This window comes from Rugamonas aquatica (assembly GCF_009380215.1).
GTDB lineage: Bacteria > Pseudomonadota > Gammaproteobacteria > Burkholderiales > Burkholderiaceae_D > Rugamonas > Rugamonas aquatica_B.
The window spans coordinates 518,658-536,480 of the sequence record NZ_WHUG01000002.1; the positions used below are offsets into that span (position 1 = coordinate 518,658).

General features: G+C 64.3%; 19 protein-coding genes. 13 read left to right on the plus strand and 6 right to left on the minus strand.

Features of this window, described 5'->3' with window-relative positions; all coding sequences use genetic code 11:
• The first annotated feature begins 1 nt into the window (after position 1).
• The 7 genes from GEV02_RS06555 (at position 2) to GEV02_RS06585 (ending at position 4,563) form a co-directional block, all read left to right on the plus strand.
• Entirely contained in the window at positions 2-685 is a 684-nt protein-coding gene (locus GEV02_RS06555; protein WP_152837266.1) for a general secretion pathway protein GspB, read from the plus strand.
• A 69-nt stretch (positions 686-754) separates the two neighbouring features.
• Positions 755-949, plus strand: coding sequence for a hypothetical protein (locus GEV02_RS06560; RefSeq protein ID WP_152837267.1), 195 nt, complete (start codon positions 755-757; stop codon positions 947-949).
• 66 nt (positions 950-1,015) lie between these two features.
• On the plus strand, positions 1,016-1,561 hold the full coding sequence (gene mobB / locus GEV02_RS06565) for a molybdopterin-guanine dinucleotide biosynthesis protein B (RefSeq protein WP_152837268.1): 546 nt from the start codon (positions 1,016-1,018) through the stop codon (positions 1,559-1,561).
• Between the two features lie 53 nt (positions 1,562-1,614).
• Positions 1,615-1,815, plus strand: a complete 201-nt coding sequence (locus GEV02_RS06570) for a YjfB family protein (protein WP_152804488.1) — start codon at positions 1,615-1,617, stop codon at positions 1,813-1,815.
• Between the two features lie 283 nt (positions 1,816-2,098).
• Positions 2,099-2,371 carry a BufA1 family periplasmic bufferin-type metallophore gene (locus GEV02_RS06575; protein WP_152837269.1) on the plus strand — a complete coding sequence of 91 codons (273 nt, stop codon included), beginning with the start codon at positions 2,099-2,101 and terminating at the stop codon, positions 2,369-2,371.
• Between the two features lie 23 nt (positions 2,372-2,394).
• A complete protein-coding gene (bufB, locus tag GEV02_RS06580) occupies positions 2,395-4,074 on the plus strand; it encodes an MNIO family bufferin maturase (protein ID WP_152837270.1) in 1,680 nt (559 codons plus the stop codon).
• A 30-nt stretch (positions 4,075-4,104) separates the two neighbouring features.
• The gene (locus GEV02_RS06585; protein WP_152837539.1) at positions 4,105-4,563 is read left to right on the plus strand and encodes a DoxX family protein; all 459 of its coding nucleotides are present in this window, start codon (positions 4,105-4,107) and stop codon (positions 4,561-4,563) included.
• Here GEV02_RS06585 and GEV02_RS06590 read toward each other — a convergent pair.
• A complete protein-coding gene (locus GEV02_RS06590) occupies positions 4,560-4,850 on the minus strand; it encodes a DUF883 family protein (protein WP_070361578.1) in 291 nt (96 codons plus the stop codon). The genes GEV02_RS06585 and GEV02_RS06590 overlap by 4 nt on opposite strands.
• Before the next feature lie 149 nt (positions 4,851-4,999).
• Complete coding sequence (locus tag GEV02_RS06595) at positions 5,000-5,218, minus strand: RNA-binding S4 domain-containing protein (protein WP_008446085.1); 219 nt, start codon at positions 5,216-5,218, stop codon at positions 5,000-5,002.
• A gap of 191 nt (positions 5,219-5,409) precedes the next feature.
• Here GEV02_RS06595 and GEV02_RS06600 point away from each other — a divergent pair, with 191 nt between their 5' ends.
• Positions 5,410-6,330 (plus strand): hypothetical protein, encoded by a 921-nt coding sequence (locus tag GEV02_RS06600; protein WP_152837271.1) that lies wholly within the window; start codon positions 5,410-5,412, stop codon positions 6,328-6,330.
• A 2-nt stretch (positions 6,331-6,332) separates the two neighbouring features.
• On the opposite strand, the gene fumC is transcribed toward GEV02_RS06600, so the two are convergent.
• Positions 6,333-7,724, minus strand: coding sequence for a class II fumarate hydratase (gene fumC, locus GEV02_RS06605; protein WP_152837272.1), 1,392 nt, complete (start codon positions 7,722-7,724; stop codon positions 6,333-6,335).
• A 154-nt stretch (positions 7,725-7,878) separates the two neighbouring features.
• Between fumC and GEV02_RS06610 the strand changes: the two genes are divergently transcribed.
• Positions 7,879-9,375 carry a type IV pilus assembly protein FimV gene (locus GEV02_RS06610; RefSeq protein ID WP_152837273.1) on the plus strand — a complete coding sequence of 499 codons (1,497 nt, stop codon included), beginning with the start codon at positions 7,879-7,881 and terminating at the stop codon, positions 9,373-9,375.
• A gap of 90 nt (positions 9,376-9,465) precedes the next feature.
• A complete protein-coding gene (locus GEV02_RS06615) occupies positions 9,466-10,692 on the plus strand; it encodes an aminotransferase class I/II-fold pyridoxal phosphate-dependent enzyme (protein ID WP_152837274.1) in 1,227 nt (408 codons plus the stop codon).
• A gap of 122 nt (positions 10,693-10,814) precedes the next feature.
• Here the strand turns inward: GEV02_RS06615 and GEV02_RS06620 are convergent, their stop codons facing one another.
• The gene (locus GEV02_RS06620) at positions 10,815-11,093 is read right to left on the minus strand and encodes a flagellar protein FliT (RefSeq protein WP_152837275.1); all 279 of its coding nucleotides are present in this window, start codon (positions 11,091-11,093) and stop codon (positions 10,815-10,817) included.
• A 162-nt stretch (positions 11,094-11,255) separates the two neighbouring features.
• The gene (locus GEV02_RS06625) at positions 11,256-12,083 is read right to left on the minus strand and encodes an HDOD domain-containing protein (protein ID WP_152837276.1); all 828 of its coding nucleotides are present in this window, start codon (positions 12,081-12,083) and stop codon (positions 11,256-11,258) included.
• A 232-nt stretch (positions 12,084-12,315) separates the two neighbouring features.
• Between GEV02_RS06625 and GEV02_RS06630 the strand changes: the two genes are divergently transcribed.
• The 3 genes from GEV02_RS06630 (at position 12,316) to GEV02_RS06640 (ending at position 15,481) form a co-directional block, all read left to right on the plus strand.
• A complete protein-coding gene (locus GEV02_RS06630; protein ID WP_152837277.1) occupies positions 12,316-14,352 on the plus strand; it encodes a M13 family metallopeptidase in 2,037 nt (678 codons plus the stop codon).
• 194 nt (positions 14,353-14,546) lie between these two features.
• Entirely contained in the window at positions 14,547-15,170 is a 624-nt protein-coding gene (locus GEV02_RS06635; RefSeq protein WP_152837278.1) for a class I SAM-dependent methyltransferase, read from the plus strand.
• Positions 15,171-15,289: 119 nt separating this feature from the next.
• Positions 15,290-15,481, plus strand: a complete 192-nt coding sequence (locus tag GEV02_RS06640) for a CsbD family protein (protein ID WP_152837279.1) — start codon at positions 15,290-15,292, stop codon at positions 15,479-15,481.
• A 59-nt stretch (positions 15,482-15,540) separates the two neighbouring features.
• Here GEV02_RS06640 and GEV02_RS06645 read toward each other — a convergent pair whose 3' ends face one another.
• Positions 15,541-17,754 carry a S9 family peptidase gene (locus tag GEV02_RS06645; RefSeq protein ID WP_152837280.1) on the minus strand — a complete coding sequence of 738 codons (2,214 nt, stop codon included), beginning with the start codon at positions 17,752-17,754 and terminating at the stop codon, positions 15,541-15,543.
• Between the last annotated feature and the right edge of the window lie 69 nt (positions 17,755-17,823).

Consider the following 17,823-nt stretch of genomic DNA (forward strand, 5'->3'; position numbering starts at 1 on the left):
TATGTCTTACATTTTGGAAGCGCTGAAGAAGGCGCAGGCGGAACGTCAACTGGGCAGCGCGCCGACGCTGCACGCACCCGCGTTGCACGGGACGGATCGCAAGGCGGCCGGCAGCGCTTTGAGCAGGCCGCTGGTGCTGGCGGCGCTGGCGATGGGCGTGGTGATCGTGGTGCTGCTGGCGCTGGTGTTGCGCCCGGCGCAGCAACAGCCGCCGGCTGTCGCCCGGCAGACGGTTGCCGTCGCTGCGGGCGGACCGGTGGCGCCCCCTGTTGCCGCAGCTGCGCCAGCTGCCGTGCCGGCGCAGGCCGGGGGCGCTCCGTTGGTCGCCGCCTTGCCGCCGCCGGTAGCCACCGTCACCCCCGAACCGCGTCCGCAGCCGGTGGCCGAAGAGGCGCCCGCACCTGCGCCGGCGGTGGCGGCCGACAAGCCGGTCAAACCGGTCGCCGCGCCGGAAGAGCCGGTCCAGAACCTGCGCGACCTGCCGGAGCCGATACAGCGTTCGATCCCGCACGTGACTGTCGGCGGCTACATTTATTCCAAGAATCCTGCCGACCGCCTGTTGTTGATCGACAAGATCCTGCGCCACGAAGGCGAGGAAGTCGCGCCCGGGCTGATGCTGGAAAAACTGCAGCCGCGCGAGGCGGTATTCAGTTTCAAGGGTTATCGCTACCGCGTTCCGTATTGAAAGCTGTCACAGGCCCGTCATGTGTGCATGATATTTTTCTATCATTGACATACATGCACGGGAAACACGATGAAATACCTGAAATTGCTGCCTCTGTTGATAGCCGCCGCCTTCGCCGTCCCCCGCGCCCATGCCGCCGAGCAGACGCCGTCGGCCCAGCAGGACACCGGCACTTATGTCGCCGCCGCCATCAGCCTCGGTTTGCTGTTGCTGGGCGCGCGCAGCTCGCGCGTCGAACCGTTCAAGGCCCTGAACGACGAGTAAGCCCCCGGCCTGCCACGATGTTGCTGCGTATAATGGCGGCAACAAGATGTCGTGGAGAGGTAGGCAATGCAGAGAGAAATTCCCGCGCGCAAGCGCACTGTCCTGGCGATCACCGGGACGTCGGGCAGCGGCAAGACGACGCTGCTGGAGTTTCTCATCGCCGGGCTGGCAGGGCAGGGCTTGAAGGTCAATGTCATCAAGCACAGCCACCACGACCTGGAACTGGAGCCGCCACGCAAGGACAGCGCCCGCCTGCGCATGGCCGGCGCCGCCGAGGTGATGGTGGCGTCGCCGTTCCGGATGGCGATCATCCGCGAACTGCGCGGCGCCCCCGAGCCGTCGCTGGACGAGCAACTGGACCGCCTGGCGCCCGCCGACCTGACCCTGCTGGAAGGCTTCAAGGCCTATCCGATCGCCAAGCTGGAGGTCTACCGGCCCGCCTCCGGCAAGCCGCCGCTGTATCCGCACGATCCGCTGGTGATCGCGGTCGCCTCCGACCAGCCGCTGCCGCCGGACTTGCCGCCGTCGGTGGCCTGGCTGGATTTGAACCAGCCGCAGGCGGTGCTGGCCTGGCTGGGCGATTATTTGAAAAAAGTTTCATCGAACGCCTAAAGTTACGCGCGTAACGTCCGTAAAAGAAGTGATACGCCTTACTGGAGAATCACATGGACGTTTCAGGTATTGCTCAAGCAGCAACCACGATCGCTGACACCGGCACCAAGCAGGCCGTTGGCATCGCTGTGTTGAAAAAAGCCCAGGATATCCAGGCGTCGAGCGCCGCTGCCCTGATCGAGGCGATTCCACCGGTGCCGTCGGCGCCGAATCTGCCTTCGCATCTCGGCAACACGATCAACACGACTGCCTGACCGGCATCGCTGCGGCCCGTTCGGCTCCGCATCTCCCCGCCTGCGCGCCGACCGGTGCGCAGCGTGTCGGCGCGTTGCTGCGCCCGATGAACTTCCTCATCTGAATCCAGTCAACAGAATGATGCGTATATCCGTTAATGCTGGTACGCTGCGTCTGCTTACGGGGTCTTGCGAAAATATTTTAAAAAAACCTGTAAGGCTGGACCCTTGTTGGCCGACTACCGTACAGTTGCAGACGATTGCGTTGCACATCAAACTTAACTTTCCACTGAGGAGACTTACCATGAACAAACGTCAAGCCCTGATCGCCGCCGCCCTGGCCACCGTATGCGCCGCTTCCGTCGGCACCGCTTCCGCCGCGACCGCGTCGGCCGCCGCTGAAAAAGAGAAATGCTTCGGCATCGCCAAAGCCGGCCAGAACGATTGCGCCTCGGCCAATGGCTCGCACTCCTGCGCCGGCCAGTCGAAGACCGACAACGGCGCCGCCGAGTGGAAATATGTCGCCAAGGGCACTTGCGAAAAAGCCGGCGGCAAAACCGCAGCGCCAGCCAAGTAATCAGCGCAGCCGGTCGCGGAGCCATGTCCTTGCCACGTCCAGCGCAGCAGTTGCCGGGCGTGGGCGTGGGGCTGAGGGCGCCGCACTACCGGCAGTTTGTCGAGCAGCGGCCGCGCGCCGCCTGGCTCGAAGTTCATACCGAAAATTATCTCGATCAAGCCGGCTGGGACTGGCACGTGCTGCAGCAATTGCGGCGCGATTACCCGATCAGCCTGCATGGTGTCGGCCTGGGACTGGGCTCGGCGCGCGGGTTCTCCGAACATCATCTTGAACGCGTGCGCAGTCTGGTCGAGCGCGCCGAACCGATGCTGGTGTCCGAACACCTGTGCTGGGGCGCCGTCGGCGACCGGCAGCTCAACGATTTATTGCCGCTGACGCTGGACCGGGCCGCGCTCGACCTGCTGTGCGCGCGCGTCGGCCGCGTGCAGGACACGCTGAAGCGCCAGCTGCTGCTGGAGAATGTGTCGACCTATGTGCGCTTCCATCGGGACTCGATGAGCGAGGCGGAGTTCATGGCCGAGCTGGCGGCGCGCAGCGGTTGCGGGCTGCTGTTGGACATCAATAATCTGTACGTCAATCAATGCAACCACGGCGAGGACGCGCTGGCTGCGCTGGCCGCGATCCGGCCCGACATGGTGGGCGAGATGCATCTGGCCGGCCATCTGGTGACGCCGCAAGCGGTGATCGACCACCATGGCGATACGGTGGCTGAGCCGGTATGGCGCCTGTACGAGGCGGCCTTGCAGCGCTTCGGCGCGGTGCCGACGCTGATCGAGTGGGATACCGATATTCCCGAGCTCGACGTGCTGCTGGGCGAGGCGGGCAAGGCTGAGGCATTGCAGCGTCGTCATGCGGCGGTTGTGCCGTGGCCTGCCTCGGCAGCAGAGTTGGCCACGGCATCGGCCACTGCGGTCGCCACGGCGGACGAACTGGAGGCCACGCTGACGCTGGCCACCGATCAGCAGGCGTTCGCCGCCGGCTTGTTCGATGCCGTGCTGGCGCCGGCGGCGCTGGCGCAATTCAAAGGCGAACACAGCGAGCATCGCTACGCCCTGTATCGCGGCAACCTGAGCGCGACCTGGGGCAAAACGCTGGGCGCGGCTTATCCGGTGATCCAGATGCTGGTGGGCGAGGAATTCTTCGGCGGCCTGGCGCAAGCCTACGGCCGCGCGCAGCCGTCGGACAGCGGCGACCTGAATCGCTTTGGCGCGCACTTCGCCGACTTCCTGCGCGCCTTCCCGCACGTGGCCGACTATCCGTATCTGCCCGATATGGCAACGCTGGAGTGGACCCTGCACCGCGCTCACTACGCGCCGTCGGCGGAAGGCGTGACGGCGCAGCAGATGGCGGCGCTGTCGCCGGAGCAGGTGGAGGCGGCGCGCTTGCAGTTGCATCCGGCATGCACGCTGCTGGCCTCGGCGTGGGCGGTGATCCCGCTGTGGCAGGCGCACCAGGCCGATGGTGAGGTGGCGTTTCCGCCCGAGCTGGCGCTGCCCAGCTATGGACTGGTGACGCGCCCGCACTGGAAAACCCAGGTCCTGCCGCTGAGCGCGGCCAGCCACGCGGCGCTGTCGGTGCTGGCGGCGGGAGGCGAGTTCGGCGCGGCGCTGGACGCTGCCTTCGAGCTTGACGAAGACTACGACTTCGCCGCCAATTTGCAGCAATGGATAGATTTCGCATTGATTGTCAGGATAGACGTCTAACGGCGACTAACTAATTTTGAAAGCGCAATGATGAAAACTATCCTCGGACTGCACCAACAATTATCCCGCTACGACGCGGCACTGACCGCGTGGGGCGGTTCCCTGATGAGCCTGGCGCTGCGTTGCTATGTGGGCTGGCAATTCTTCAAGGCTGGCATGGTCAAGGTCAGCGACTGGAGCGCGACGCTGGCGCTGTTCCGCGACGAGTACATGGTGCCGCTGTTGCCGCCCGAACTGGCGGCCTACGCGGGCGCGACCGGCGAGCTGGTGCTGCCGGTGCTGCTGTTCGTGGGGTTGGCGTCGCGGCCGGCGGCGCTGGCCTTGTTCCTGGTGAACGCGATGGCGGTGATTTCGTATCCGCAGCTGCTGAGCTTTGAATGCCCGGCCGCGATCAACGACCATTTCTACTGGGGTGCGATGCTGCTGGTGCTGGTGGCCTTCGGCCCGGGCAAGGTGTCGCTCGATGCGTGGCTGGCGCGACGCCGTTAAGTCGGCCTGAAGGCGCGCAGCAGCTTGGCCTCGCCGGTCAGGTCCTTGTGCAGGCGGTTGGCGGCGGCGGTCAGCTCGATCATGCGGTCGAGCTGGACGTTTTCGAAGCGCGCCAGTTCCTCGGTGGCGGTCAGCAGCGCCTGCGCCAGCTTGGCGCGGGCCGCCTGATAGAGCACGCCGTGGTACTGGCCGGTGTTCTTCAGCAGTTCTTCGGCGTTTTCAATCACCTGCCGAAGATCGTCGAGCAGGCGTTCCTGCGTTTGCATGTTATTGGCAGGATCGTCCATGACGTTCCCCTGGTCGTAAAAAGTTGAAAAAGCCGGCTGGCGGGCTATCCCAATATAGCGATGGTCAGGTCCGCCGGTTTGCGCTCGATCAAACGCGCAACCCCGCATGACCTCAGCTTAGGCTATTATTGCTCAAATGCAAGACTAAATCACACTCCGTCAACACTGATGCGGATGTCGCCCACGGTCACTTGCTGGCCGGCGCGGATCTTGGCGGTCTTGCGCAACTCTTGTTTGCCGTCCACTTTGACGGTGCCGCTGGCAACCATCATCTTGCCGGCGCCGCCGCTGTCGCACAGTCCCACCAGCTTCAACAACTGATTTAACTCAACAAATTCCCCGCTCAATTCAAAACTTACTCTCTGCATTTTATCCTCTGTTGCTATGATGTGAAATCGGCTCTGCTGCTTACTTTCAGTAGTGTAGCGGCATTCCGACAGGGCCGCAGTTTACTCGACGAATACCTCACGGTTCAGATTGCCGTTGAGAAAAAAAGTTGCTATCCTGAGTTAACTGCTGAATATTTGTGCAGCATGATTTGCCCTCAGCGAGTTGCATCATGAATAAGCTCATCTGGCCCCTGGCCGTCCTGCTTTGCCCGCTTTCCGGTTTGGTGAGCGCCGCTGCATCCGACCCTTTTTCCCCCCAACGATTGCCGACCGCGTTTGAAAAGCGGGCCAATTCATCGCTGTTGTTCGAGGCGGCGGACCGGCAGTCCGCGCTCAGCGAGCAGTTGCAGGGCGATAGCACGCCGCGCTACGGCGCCGGCTACAACGGCGGGCCGCACCTGCATTTCGGCGCCTTGCCGGGCAATCTGACCTTGCTCGATCCGCTGGGGCCGGTGCTTAACGAACACAGCAAGCGTTTCCTCACCAGCGCGGATTTTGAAAAGAAAATGGGGCGCGCGGTCGGCATCGTGACCATCGGTATTTTGCGCGAGACCGGTTCGGCGCTGGGTTCGCAGCAGTCGCCGGCGCTGGCCATGAACACCCGTCCCACCACCACCTTCACCTCGCTCTCGCTCGGCTATGCGCTCAGTTCGCGCAGCGCGCTGATGTTGATGGCGTCCTATGGCCGCACCGAAGGCATCGGCAATCCTGACAGCCTGATCGCGCAGGTATCGTCGGTGCGCACCGTGGCCTACAGCATGGGCTTGTCGACGCGCCAGGTGTTCAACAGTCACGACCGCCTGGCGATCACCCTGTCGGTGCCGGCCAAGGTGAGGACCGGCACGCTGCAATACAGCGGCGCGTCGCCGCAGAACGGCGACCCCGGCGCACCGGCCTTCGGCGCGCCGACGCTGAACCTGCGGCCGACCGCCACCGAGCGCGATCTGGAGATCGGCTACACCACCATGTTTGGCCGCGATGGCCGCATGGGCAAGCTGACCGGCGCCGTGATGTGGCGCGTCAATCCCGGCCACGACGCCAACGCGCGGCCGGACTGGCTGACCGGCGTCCGCTACTCGTACGGCTTCTAGCCTCAGGTGCCCGGACGGGTCATGTCCAGCGGCACAATCCACTGTTCAAACTGCTCGGCGCTGACGTAACCCAGCGCCAGCGCCGCTTGCTTGAGCGTTGTCCCTTCGTGCTGCGCCTGCTTGGCGATGGTGGCGGCCTTGTCGTAGCCGATGTGCGGCGCCAGCGCCGTCACCAGCATCAGCGAACGCTCCATCAGCTCGGCAATGCGGCCACGGTTGGGTTCGATGCCGTGCACGCAATGCTCTTCGAAGCTGCGCATGCCGTCGGCCAGCAGGCGCGCGCTTTGCAGGAAGTTGTGGGCGATCAGCGGCTTGTAGACGTTCAGTTCGAAGTTGCCGGAGGCGCCGCCCATGGTGATGGCGACGTCGTTGCCGAATACCTGGCAGCACAGCATGGTGACGGCTTCGCACTGGGTCGGGTTGACCTTGCCCGGCATGATGGAGCTGCCCGGCTCGTTTTCAGGGATGGTGATTTCGCCCAGGCCCGAACGCGGGCCGGACGCCATCCAGCGCACGTCGTTGGCGATTTTCATCAGCGCGGCGGCCAGGGTTTTCAGCGCGCCGTGGGCCAGCAGCAGGGCGTCGTGGCCGGCCAGCGCGGCGAATTTGTTGTCGGCGCTGCGGAAGGGCAGGGCCAGCGTGTGCTCCAGTTCGGCCGCGATGCGGTGGGCGTATTCGGGGTGCGCGTTGAGGCCGGTGCCGACGGCGGTGCCGCCGGCCGCCAGTTGCAGCACGCCGGGCAGGGCGGTGCTGATGGCGCGCTCGGCGAAGTCGAGGTGGGCGACGTAGCCGGAGAATTCCTGGCCCAGCGTCAGCGGCGTGGCGTCCTGCAGGTGGGTGCGGCCGATCTTGACGATGTCGGCGAAGGCGTCGGCCTTGGCGTGCAGGCTGTCGCGCAGTTGGCGCAGCGCCGGCAGCACGGTGTTGGCCAGCGCCTGCGCGGCGGCGACGTGGATGGCGGTGGGGAAGATGTCGTTCGACGACTGGCCTTTGTTGACGTCGTCGTTGGGGTGCAGCTTGCGGCTTTCGCCGCGCACGCCGCCCATCAGCTCGGAGCCGCGGTTGGCCAGCACTTCGTTCATGTTCATATTCGACTGGGTGCCGGAGCCGGTCTGCCACACGGCCAGCGGGAACTCGCTCGGGTGCTTGTCGGCCAGCACTTCGTCGGCGGCCTGGGTGATGGCGATGGCCTTGGCGCCTTCGAGCAGGCCCAGGTCCAGGTTGACGCGGGCGGCGGCGCGCTTGACGCTGGCCAGCGCGTGGATCAGCTCCAGCGGCATGCGTTCGGTGGAGATGTGGAAATGCTCCAGCGAGCGCTGGGTTTGCGCGCCCCACAACTGGTGGTCGGGGACGTCGATCGGGCCAAAACTGTCACGTTCACTTCTGGTGTTCATGGTTTTTCCTCTGCGCGGTTAGGCAATCATGTGCGTTTGCTAAGTGCTTTCTAGTGTAGCGCAGTCTGGAAAAATTAACCTAGGGCTACAAAACCGGGAAATTCAGCCGTTATAGCTGATACACTTTTAGAATTCGCGACCAAGCGACCACAACATGCAGCGCACACCATTCCTGACCTTGATCTTTGCTTGCGCCGGCGCGCTGTCGCTGGCGGCTGCCGCTTCGGCGGCGGAACTGGGGGAGGTGGCGGTGCGTTCGTTCATCGGCCAGCCCTTGTCGGCGGATATCGAGCTGGTGCAGCTGGCGCCGGACGAGGTGTCGGCGCTGCAGGTGCGGCTGGCGCAGCCGGATGTGTTCCGCGGCGCCAGCATTACGATGAATCCGGCGCTGGCCAGCGTTCATATGTCGGTGGTGCGGCGCGACGGGCGCCAGTTCCTGCATCTGACGACGACCCGCAATATCGATGCGGAATATGTCCATTTGTTCCTGGAGCTGAGTGCTGCCGGGCGTCATGACGTGCGCGCGGCGACGGTGTGGTTGCAGCCGGATCCGAATCCGGCGCCGTTGCCGTTGGCGGCGCCGGTGTTGACGGCGGCGCAGATGGCAGCGCAGGCTCGGGCGGCCAAGGCGGCTGAGGTGGCGGCGTCTGCTCCGGTTGATCCGGCGCCGGCGCCTGTGCGCGACCGGACGCGGCCGGCGCCGATGCCGTCGGCGCATGAGTCGGAGGTGGGCGAGCCGGGCGGCTTGAGGACGGCGCCCGCGCCTGCGCCCGCGGCCACGCGGCGGCCGGCGGTGCGTTCCGTGCCGCCCAAGCCCGCGGCTAGTGGCGAGGCGGCGCAGGCTGATGGCGGTGTGCCGCTGGGAGTGGCGCAGGCTTTGTTGCCCTTGCCTCCGTTGCCGTTGCCTAAGGGCGTGAAGCGGCCGGCGGCTCCGGCGGCTTGTACACCGTCCGGCATGAGCGCGAAGGAATGCGCGGTGCTGGATACGCATAGTGTGGAGTTGTCCAGCAAGCTGGTTGAGCTGGAGGACAAGGTGAAAGTGCTGCAGGGCGCGCTGGCGGCGAAGGGCGGGGCGGCCAGTGGGGCTGCGCAGCCGGCGGCTTCGAGCGCGCATGGCGGAGCTGCAAGTGGTCCGGCTACCGGGCATGCCGTGGCGGCTTCTGCGGCGCACGCAGCATCAGTTGCTCCGGCTGCATCGGCTGCGTCGGAGGCATCGAGTGCGCCAGCGGCATCGGCGGCACATTCCGCGTCTGCGTCGGCTGAGCATGGCTCGGCGGCGGCCAAAGGCGCCGAGGGGCATGCCGATGAGCATGGCGCGTCGGCCTCGGCTGGCGAGGCGGCATCTGCGGCGTCGGCGGCTGAGGCGTCGGCGCCGGTCAAGAAGGTGCGCGTGTTGCCCAAGCTGAAGTACAAAAAGGAAAAGCCGCCGGAGCAGCCTTCCAGCAATCTGCCGCTGCTCGGCGCCGGCGCCGGGGTGCTGGCGCTGCTGCTCGGCGCCGGCGGCTACTTCTATCTGCGCAAGAAACGCGGCAGCGGGCCATTGAAAATCTGGCAAGGATTCCGCAAGAAAAAGCCCGCCGCCGAGGAAGCGCCCCCGGTGGAGGCGCCGCCACTGCACGAAGTCACGCCGGAATCAATGGTGGAACGGTAATAAGCATATAACTGCCGGCTCTTATCCAAGCGGGACGTTCTGGGGTATAGTATTCGACGCCTATATTCCCACCATCCCTGAAAGAGCCTTATGACCGCAGTAGATCTCCCGTCTCAGCATCACGAGCAATACCAAGCTTTCAAGCAACTCGGCCTGAAGCTGGACATGTCCCGTGGCAAGCCAGCCCCCGAGCAACTGGATCTGTCGAACGCCCTGATGGCGTCGCTGGACGGCTACAAAGCCGTCGACGGTACCGACGGCCGCAACTACGGCGGCACCATCGGCCTGCCGGAAGCGCGCGAGCTGTTCGGCAAGCTGCTGGACGTGCCGGCCGCCCAGGTGGTGGTCGACAGCAGCGCCAGCCTGTCGCTGATGCACGACGTGATTATCTACAGCCTGCTCAACGGCACGCCCGGCAATGCGCCGTGGGTGCGCGAGCCGGTGACTTTCCTGTGCCCGGTGCCGGGCTACGACCGCCACTTCGCCATCTGCGAGGCGCGCGGCATCAAGATGATTAACATCCCGATGACCGAAGCCGGCCCGGACATGGACCTGGTGGAAAAACTGGTGGCCGAGGACGCCAGCATCAAGGGCATGTGGTGCGTGCCGAAGTACAGCAATCCGGGCGGCGTGGTGTACTCCGACGCCGTGGTGGCCCGGCTGGCGGCGATGAAGACCGCCGCGCCGGACTTCCGCCTGATGTGGGACGACGCCTATCGCTTCCACCATCTGGGCGAGCAGAAGCTGGAAGTGGCGAACATCCTGGACGCCTGCGCCCAGGCCGGCAACCCGGACCGCGCGATCGTGTTCGCGTCGTCGTCGAAGGTGACGTGGGCCGGTTCGGGCATCGCGGCGCTGGCGGCGTCGCCGGCCAATATCGCGTGGTGGACCAAGCATGCGGGCATCCGCAGCATCGGCCCGGACAAGATCAACCAGCTGCGCCACGTGCGCCTGCTGAAGGATGTGGCGACGGTGGAGGCGCTGATGGAACAGCACCGCCTGCTGCTGAAGCCGAAGTTCGAAGCGGTGCTGGCGCAGTTCGAGCACTATCTGGGCGAGGTGCCGGGCGTGTCGTGGACCCGTCCGCAGGGCGGCTACTTCATCGATCTGGTCACGCCGCAAGGCTCGGCCAAGCGCACCGTGGCGCTGGCCAAGGAAGCCGGCATCACGCTGACGCCGGCCGGTGCGGCTTTCCCTTATGGTAACGATCCTAAGGACAGCCATATCCGCATCGCGCCTAGCTTCCCTTCGCTGGATGAGATCACCAAGGCGGCGCAGGGTATCGCGCTGTCGCTGCGGGTGGCGCTGGGCGCCTGATTCCGCGCCGCGGGGCGGCAGCGGTAAAACAGGGCCGGATCTCGTCAGGGATCCGGCCCTTGACGTTTGATGCGGACGAAAAAAAAGCGCCGGGGAGGCGCTTGGGGCAGTGGGGGTAATGCTTATTGGCGAGCCATGCCGGGAACGTTGTTCAGCCATGGCTCGGTGACGTCGCGGATTTCGCGGTCGTTGGCCAGGATTTGTTTCAGCAGGTCGATCTTGCGCAGGCGCGGGGCGCCGCTCAGTGCTGGCGTGCCGTTGCCGGCTGCGCGGGCTTCGGTGGCGCATTGTGCTTCCAGGCGGTTCAGGCCGTCCCAGTCTCCCAGACGTGCGGCGGCGGCCATCTGATTGGTCAAACCGGCAATGTTTTCGTACATCGAGAGGACTTCGGTGGAGGTCATGTTCTCACCCTGGCTAGTTAAACGGATTACCGCATGTCCTGATTAACGTCGCCTTCAATGGGAACTTTAGGGTGTTTTGAAAAAATATTTGAAAAAATCGAAAAAAAAAGCCGCGCGGTGCGTAACCTGCGGCTTTTCTTGTGGCTGTTCAGGCAAGCTGGCTTATTTGACCAGCTCCTCCAGGCCCGCGCTCAGCTCGTCCGGCGGCGGCATGTCGTCGATCAGGGCGTTGTCGTCCAGGCCCAGTTCCTCGGCCAGGTCGGCCGGGTAGCAGGCGGCGATTTCCTCGTCGCTCAGCTGGGCCTGCTCGACGCGGGCGCGCCAGGCGGCCAGTGAGACCACGGCGGCCAGGCGGTTCAGCTCGCCGTTGTGGTGCGGTTCCGGGAAGGCGATGATGGTTTCCGAGAAGGTGAGCGGGAATTTCCAGCGTTTGGCCAGTTCGGCGCCGACATCGGCGAAGGTGAAGCCGAACGAGGCTTGCTCGGCGTCCAGGCGGCGCGCGTCCATCGGGCCGGCCACTTTATCCAGCGCCATCGCCTGTTCGGCCATCGCCGAGTGGATCACCAGCTGACCGATGGCGTGCATCATGCCGATGGTGAAAGCGAGGTCGGTGTTTTCCTTGGTTTTCTTGGCGATCCACTTGGCGCAGACGGCGGTGTGCAGGCTGTAGCGCCAGAATTGCTTGAGGTCGAGACCGGGCACGGTCTTGAAGCCGCTGACCAGGCCGGAGCTGATGACCAGCGTGCGCACGGTGACGAAGCCGAGCATCAGCACCGCATCTTCCACCGTGCCGATGCTGCGCGAGACATGGTAGTAGGCCGAGTTGGCCAGTCGCAGCAGCTTGGCGCTCAGCACCGGGTCCGTCGACAATTTCTTCGCGATCTCTTCGGTGGAGACGCTGGCCTTGTCGAAACTGCTGATCAGCTCTTCCACGACTTTAGGCGCGGTGGGCAACGCAGTTGGATTCTGGAACAGGGCATCAAGTTTCATATTTATCTCCTGGGTGGTTAGCGCGTTGCTATAGGCTAACTATATAGCGATTTGTAAAATGAATGAAGCAATTTTGCTGGGGGAGCGTCTCTTTTCTGCCGTGTAGCGACCTTCTGTTCCGCGGAATCCGCCGTTCGTCGCAAACCGGCGGCGGCGTGCATGCGCAGACGATAGAGTGCAGGCTGGCGTATCACGCCTGTCATCCAACCAGATCCATTATCAAGGGACTTTTATGCACCCATCCGCTACCGCTTTACGCCTGGCCGTCTGCGCCACCCTGATGCTGGCCGCGCCGCTGCGCGCCGAGCCGGCCGTCGCCGCGCCGCCGGCCGCCGCCACCAAAACCGCCGTGCTGCCGGGCGACGATTTCTTCGACTACGTCAACGGCGACTGGCTCAACAGCGTCGAGATTCCGGCCGACCGCAGCGGCTGGGGCGTGGGCAACGCGCTGATCGAGGACACCAATCAGCGCCTCGTCAAATTGATCGAAGCGATGGCGGCGCAGCCGGCCGACGCCGAGGCGAAAAAAATCGCCGACTTCTACGCCAGCTTCATGGACGAAGCCGGCATCGAAGCCAAGGGCCTGGCGCCGCTGCAACCGCTGCTGCAACAGATCGCCGCCATCCGCGACAAGGGCGAGCTGGCCAAGGCGCTGGGCGGCACGCTGCGGGCCGATGTCGACCCGCTCAACGCCACCAACTTCTTCACCGAGAATCTGTTCGGCCTGTGGATCGCGCAGGGCCTGAAAGATTCGGAACACTACACGCCTTACCTGCTGCAAGGCGGGCTGGGCATGCCGGACCGCGCCTACTATCTGGACAACGCACCGGCTATGAAAAAGCTGCGCGGCCAGTACCAGGCGCACATCGCCGCCACCTTCAAGCTGGCCGGCATCGCCGACGCCGATGCGCGCGCCGCCCGCGTGTTCGAACTGGAACGCCGCATCGCCATGGCGCACGCCAGCCGCGAAGTGTCGTCCGACGTGCTGAAGGCGAACAACAACTGGAACGCCGACGATTTCGCGCGCAAGGCGCCGGGGCTGGACTGGAAGGCTTTCTTTGCCAGCGCCGGTCTGGGTGAGCAGAAAAAATTCATCGTCTGGCATCCGGGCGCGGTGGTGGGCGCGGCCAGGCTGGTGCAGTCGGTGCCGCTGGAAACGTGGAAGGATTTCCTCGCCTTCCACAGCGTGAACCGTGTGAGCAGCGCGCTGCCCAAGGCGCTGGCCGAGCAGCACTTCGATTTCTACGGCCGCACGCTGAACGGCACGCCGGAGCAATCGGTGCGCTGGAAACGCAGCCTGAACGCCGTCAACATGGCCATGCCCGATGCGCTGGGCAAGGTGTATGTCGCCAAGTATTTCCCGCCCGAGTCCAAGCAGCGCTTGCAGCAGATGGTGGGCAAGATCGTCGACGCCTTCCATGCCCGCATCGACCAGCTGGCGTGGATGGCCCCGGCCACGAAGCTGGAAGCGCACGCCAAGCTCAAGACCTTGTACGTGGGCATAGGCTATCCGGACAAGTGGGCCAGCTACGAGCAGCTGGAAGTGACGCCGGACGATGCGCTGGGCAATCTGCTGCGCTCGGAACGCGTGCACACGCAGCAGCAGTTGGCCAAGCTGAAGCAGCCGGTGGATCGTGGCGAGTGGTGCATGCCGGCGCAGCTGGTCAACGCGGTCAACATGCCGATGCAGAACGCCATCAACTTCCCGGCGGCGATCCTGCAGGCGCCGTACTTCGATCCGCAGGCCAGCGACGCGGTGAACTATGGCAGCATCGGCGCGACCATCGGCCACGAGATCAGCCACAGCTTCGACGACCAGGGGGCGCAGTTCGATTCCAAAGGCCGTCTGCGCGACTGGTGGACGGCGGCCGACGGCAAACATTTCAAGCGCGCTTCGGCGGCGCTGGCGGCGCAGTATTCGGCGTACAAGCCGTTCCCGGATCTGGCGATCAACGGTCAGCAGACTTTGAGCGAGAACCTGGCCGATCTGGCCGGTCTGGCGGCATCGCATGATGCTTACCGGGCCACGCTGTCCAAGCAGAGCGCGGCGGCGGAGGCGGACCAGCAGTTCTTCATCGGCTATGCGATGAGCTGGCGCGAGAAGTCGCGCGAAGCGGCGCTGCGCCGCGCGATCCTGACCGACGGCCATGCGCCGGACAAGTGGCGTACGGCCACCGTCCGCAATATGGATGCGTGGTATCAGGCCTTCAATGTACAGCCGGGGCAGACCTTGTACCTTGCACCGAAGGACCGCGTGCGGGTCTGGTAAGTTAGCTCACGGGTCTGTGCGGCATTCATGCTCGTTCTCCTTGCTCGTTGTGTCGTGTTTTGTCTCGTTCTGTCTCGTTAGATCTTGTGCGCTGCACAAAGTTCAAACGAGTCAAAACGAGACAGAACGAGACATCCAAACGAGCACGAATGCCGCACAGGCCGAATTTCGCACCCGCCGTATATACTGGCGGCATGGAACCCGACGACCCTATCGAGCAGATCACGCAGACCACGCTGCAGCATTACGAGCGCACCGCCGAGCAATTCTTCGCCGGCACCATCGACCATGATGTGAGCCAGAACATCGCCGCCTTGCTGGCGGCGATACACGGCCCGGCGCCGTACCGCCTGCTGGACCTGGGCTGCGGCCCCGGCCGCGATTTGAAGACTTTCAAGGACATGGGGCACGAAGCGATCGGCGTTGATGGCTCGGCGCGATTTGTCGAGATGGCGCGCGCCTACAGCGGCTGCGAGGCCTGGCAGCAGGACTTCGTCAAACTCGATCTGCCTGCCGGTTTTTTCGATGGCGTCTATGCCAACGCCTCGTTGTTCCACGTGCCGAGCGCCGCGCTGCCGCAAGTGCTGCGCGACTTGCATGCCGCGCTGAAAACCGGCGGCGTGCTGTTCAGCTCCAACCCGCGCGGCGACAACCGCGAAGGCTGGAACGGCCCGCGCTACGGCAGCTACTACGATTACGAAACCTGGGAGCGTTACTTGCTGGCAGCGGGTTTTATCGCAGTCCAACATTACTACCGCCCGGCGGGCCTGCCGCGCGAACAGCAGCCCTGGCTGGCCAGCGTCTGGCGTAAAAGCTGATTGCCGTGCAGGGTGCGTAAGCGCACAGAGCCTCGGCGGCCGATTGCCTATAGTGGAACCCATGCACACAGCACATCGCTGCGTGTCCTGTAGCTTCATCACCCACTAAGGAGTTCACCATGAACAAGGATCAAGTTAAAGGTACGGCTAAGGAAGTTGGCGGCAAAATCCAGGAAGAGGCTGGCAAACTGGTCGGCAGCTCGGAGCAGCAAGCCAAGGGCCTGAACAAGCAAGCTGAAGGCAAGCTGCAAAAAGGCCTGGGCGACGCCCAAGAAGCCGTCAAAGATATCGCTAAAGGCAACCGCAACTAAGCGTAAAAAACCACGTGCGCTTAAGACGGCCAAGGCCGTCCCAAGCCACGTGGTTTTTTTTACTTCGTTTCAGGCATCAGGTTCTTCTTGAAGAAGGCTTCGATGTTGCCGTACACATGGCGCTGCGGACCGCGTCCCGAGATGCCGTGCTTGGCGCCCGGATAGGTCATCAGCTCGAAGTGCACATTGCGCTTGACCAGCGCGTCGATCATGCGCGTGGTGTTGGTGAAGAGCACGTTGTCATCGGCCATGCCGTGCACCAGCAGCAGCGGCGACTTCAAGCCGTCCAGATGCGAGTACACGCCCGCCGATGCATAGCCCGCCGCGTTTTCCTTCGGCGTGCCCATGAACTGCTCGGTGTAGTGGGTGTCGTACAGCGACCAGTCGGTCACCGGCGCCACCGACACGCCCATCGCGATCTTGTCCGACGCTTCCGCCAGCAGGCGCAAGGTCATGAAGCCGCCGTAGCTCCAGCCGAACACGCCCACGCGCTTGGCGTCGACGAAGCTCTGCTTGCCCAGCCATTCGATGCCGGTGATCTGGTCTTCCACCTCGACCTTGCCCAGGTTGTGGTAGTTGGCGTCGGTGAACACGCGCTCGCGGCGCGACGAACCACGGTTGTCCAGACGCCAGACCACGAAGCCCTGCTGCGCCATGTACTGGTCGAAGAAGTTGCCCCATTTGCGCGCCACGTGCTGCGAGTGCGGGCCGCCGTAGGTCGACAGGTAGACCGGGTATTTTTTCGACGCATCGAAGCCGCTCGGCTTGATCATCGAGTAGTACAAGGTCTGGCCATCCTTGGCCTTCAGCGTGCCGTATTCGGTGTGCAGGTGGGCGTCCAGGTATTTGCCGTACGGGTGCGAAGCGTTCAGCTCATTGCGTTCCAGCCAGCTGATCATCGCGCCATCGGGGCGGCGGATGCTGACCTGCGGCGGCGTGTCCGGATCGGAGTAGGTGTCGACAAACACTTCGCCGTTGCGGGCGAACGAGGAATCGTGCCAGCCGTCGCCCTGGGTGATGCGCACCGGCTTGTTGGCGCTGCTGCCGTCCAGTTTCAGCATATAAGTCTGGCTGTCGACCACGGCGTCGCGGTTCGATTGCACGAACAGGCGGCCGCCTTTTTCGTCCAGCGCCAGCAGGCGGTCGATGCCCCATTCGCCGCTGGTGATGGCGTGCTGCAGCTTGCCGTTCATGTCGTACAGGTACAGGTGCTTGCGGCCGCTGCGCTCGGACGCCCAGACGAAGCCCTTGTCATTGCCCAGGAAGCGCAGGTCGTCGAAGATGCTGACCCAGGTCGGCGAGGTTTCGGTGATCAGCACTTTCTGCGCCAGCGTGGCGGCGTCGACCGACACCAGTTCCAGCGTCTTCTGGTCGCGGCTCTGGCGCTGGAACAGCAGCGCCTTGGCGCTGGAACTCCAGTCGGCGCGCACCAGGTAGATGTCCGGGTTGGCGCCCAGCTCGACGTTGCGGATCTCGCCGCTGGTCGGCGACACGATCTTCAGCTGCACCAGCACGTTCGGATCGCCGGCGGCAGGGTAGCGCTGCTCGACCACGTCGGTGCGGTCGGCGAAGATTTCAAAGCGGCGCACCACCGGCACCGGCGCTTCGTCGTAGCGCTTGTAGGCGATGGCGGAGTCGTCCGGCGCCCAGTAGTAGCCGCTGGTCTGGCCCATTTCTTCCTGCGCCACGAACTCGGCTTCGCCGTTGTGGATGGTGCCGGCGCCGTCGGTGGTCAGCTGCTTTTCCTTGCCGGTGCTCAGGTCGATGACGAACAGGTTCTGGTCGCGCACGAAGGACACGTAGCGGCCCTTAGGCGAAATCTTAGGATCGAGCACATTGCCCGAGGCCACCATGCGCGCGGCGTCCGGCTTGCTGGCGTCGATCAGGTACAGATTGCCGGCGATCGGCACCAGCAACTGCTTGCCGTCCGGCGACCAGCTGTAGCTGAGGATGCCCTTGAGGCTGGCGGTGCGCTCGCGTTCGCGGCGGGCCTTTTCGGCGTCCGACAGGTTCTCTTCCGGCACCAGGATCTTGGAATCGACCAGGCGGTGCGTGGTCTTGTCCTTCAGGTTGTATTCCCACAGATCGAGCTGGAACTGGTTGTCGTCGCGGCCGCGCAGGAAGGTGACGCGGGCGCCGTCCGGCGACACTTTCAGGCTGCGCACGCCGGGGCCGCTCAGCGACGGGTCGGAATGCAGGCGGTCCAGGGTCAGTTTTTCGGCCGAGGCTTGGGAGCCGGCCAGCAGGGCGAGGAAGCAGAGGATGAAGCGCATGGAGTGAGTGTCTCTTGGTTATCAGAACCCAAGACGATACCAGACCGGCCCGCCTGTGGCGAGACGGCA

Coding starts and splice junctions, on each gene's coding strand:
- GEV02_RS06555 (WP_152837266.1), top strand. CDS start 2: ATGTCTTACATTTTGGAAGCGCTGAAGAAGGCGCAGGCGGAACGTCAA.
- GEV02_RS06560 (WP_152837267.1), top strand. CDS start 755: ATGAAATACCTGAAATTGCTGCCTCTGTTGATAGCCGCCGCCTTCGCC.
- mobB (WP_152837268.1), top strand. CDS start 1,016: ATGCAGAGAGAAATTCCCGCGCGCAAGCGCACTGTCCTGGCGATCACC.
- GEV02_RS06570 (WP_152804488.1), top strand. CDS start 1,615: ATGGACGTTTCAGGTATTGCTCAAGCAGCAACCACGATCGCTGACACC.
- GEV02_RS06575 (WP_152837269.1), top strand. CDS start 2,099: ATGAACAAACGTCAAGCCCTGATCGCCGCCGCCCTGGCCACCGTATGC.
- bufB (WP_152837270.1), top strand. CDS start 2,395: ATGTCCTTGCCACGTCCAGCGCAGCAGTTGCCGGGCGTGGGCGTGGGG.
- GEV02_RS06585 (WP_152837539.1), top strand. CDS start 4,105: ATGAAAACTATCCTCGGACTGCACCAACAATTATCCCGCTACGACGCG.
- GEV02_RS06590 (WP_070361578.1), bottom strand. CDS start 4,850: ATGGACGATCCTGCCAATAACATGCAAACGCAGGAACGCCTGCTCGAC.
- GEV02_RS06595 (WP_008446085.1), bottom strand. CDS start 5,218: ATGCAGAGAGTAAGTTTTGAATTGAGCGGGGAATTTGTTGAGTTAAAT.
- GEV02_RS06600 (WP_152837271.1), top strand. CDS start 5,410: ATGAATAAGCTCATCTGGCCCCTGGCCGTCCTGCTTTGCCCGCTTTCC.
- fumC (WP_152837272.1), bottom strand. CDS start 7,724: ATGAACACCAGAAGTGAACGTGACAGTTTTGGCCCGATCGACGTCCCC.
- GEV02_RS06610 (WP_152837273.1), top strand. CDS start 7,879: ATGCAGCGCACACCATTCCTGACCTTGATCTTTGCTTGCGCCGGCGCG.
- GEV02_RS06615 (WP_152837274.1), top strand. CDS start 9,466: ATGACCGCAGTAGATCTCCCGTCTCAGCATCACGAGCAATACCAAGCT.
- GEV02_RS06620 (WP_152837275.1), bottom strand. CDS start 11,093: ATGACCTCCACCGAAGTCCTCTCGATGTACGAAAACATTGCCGGTTTG.
- GEV02_RS06625 (WP_152837276.1), bottom strand. CDS start 12,083: ATGAAACTTGATGCCCTGTTCCAGAATCCAACTGCGTTGCCCACCGCG.
- GEV02_RS06630 (WP_152837277.1), top strand. CDS start 12,316: ATGCACCCATCCGCTACCGCTTTACGCCTGGCCGTCTGCGCCACCCTG.
- GEV02_RS06635 (WP_152837278.1), top strand. CDS start 14,547: ATGGAACCCGACGACCCTATCGAGCAGATCACGCAGACCACGCTGCAG.
- GEV02_RS06640 (WP_152837279.1), top strand. CDS start 15,290: ATGAACAAGGATCAAGTTAAAGGTACGGCTAAGGAAGTTGGCGGCAAA.
- GEV02_RS06645 (WP_152837280.1), bottom strand. CDS start 17,754: ATGCGCTTCATCCTCTGCTTCCTCGCCCTGCTGGCCGGCTCCCAAGCC.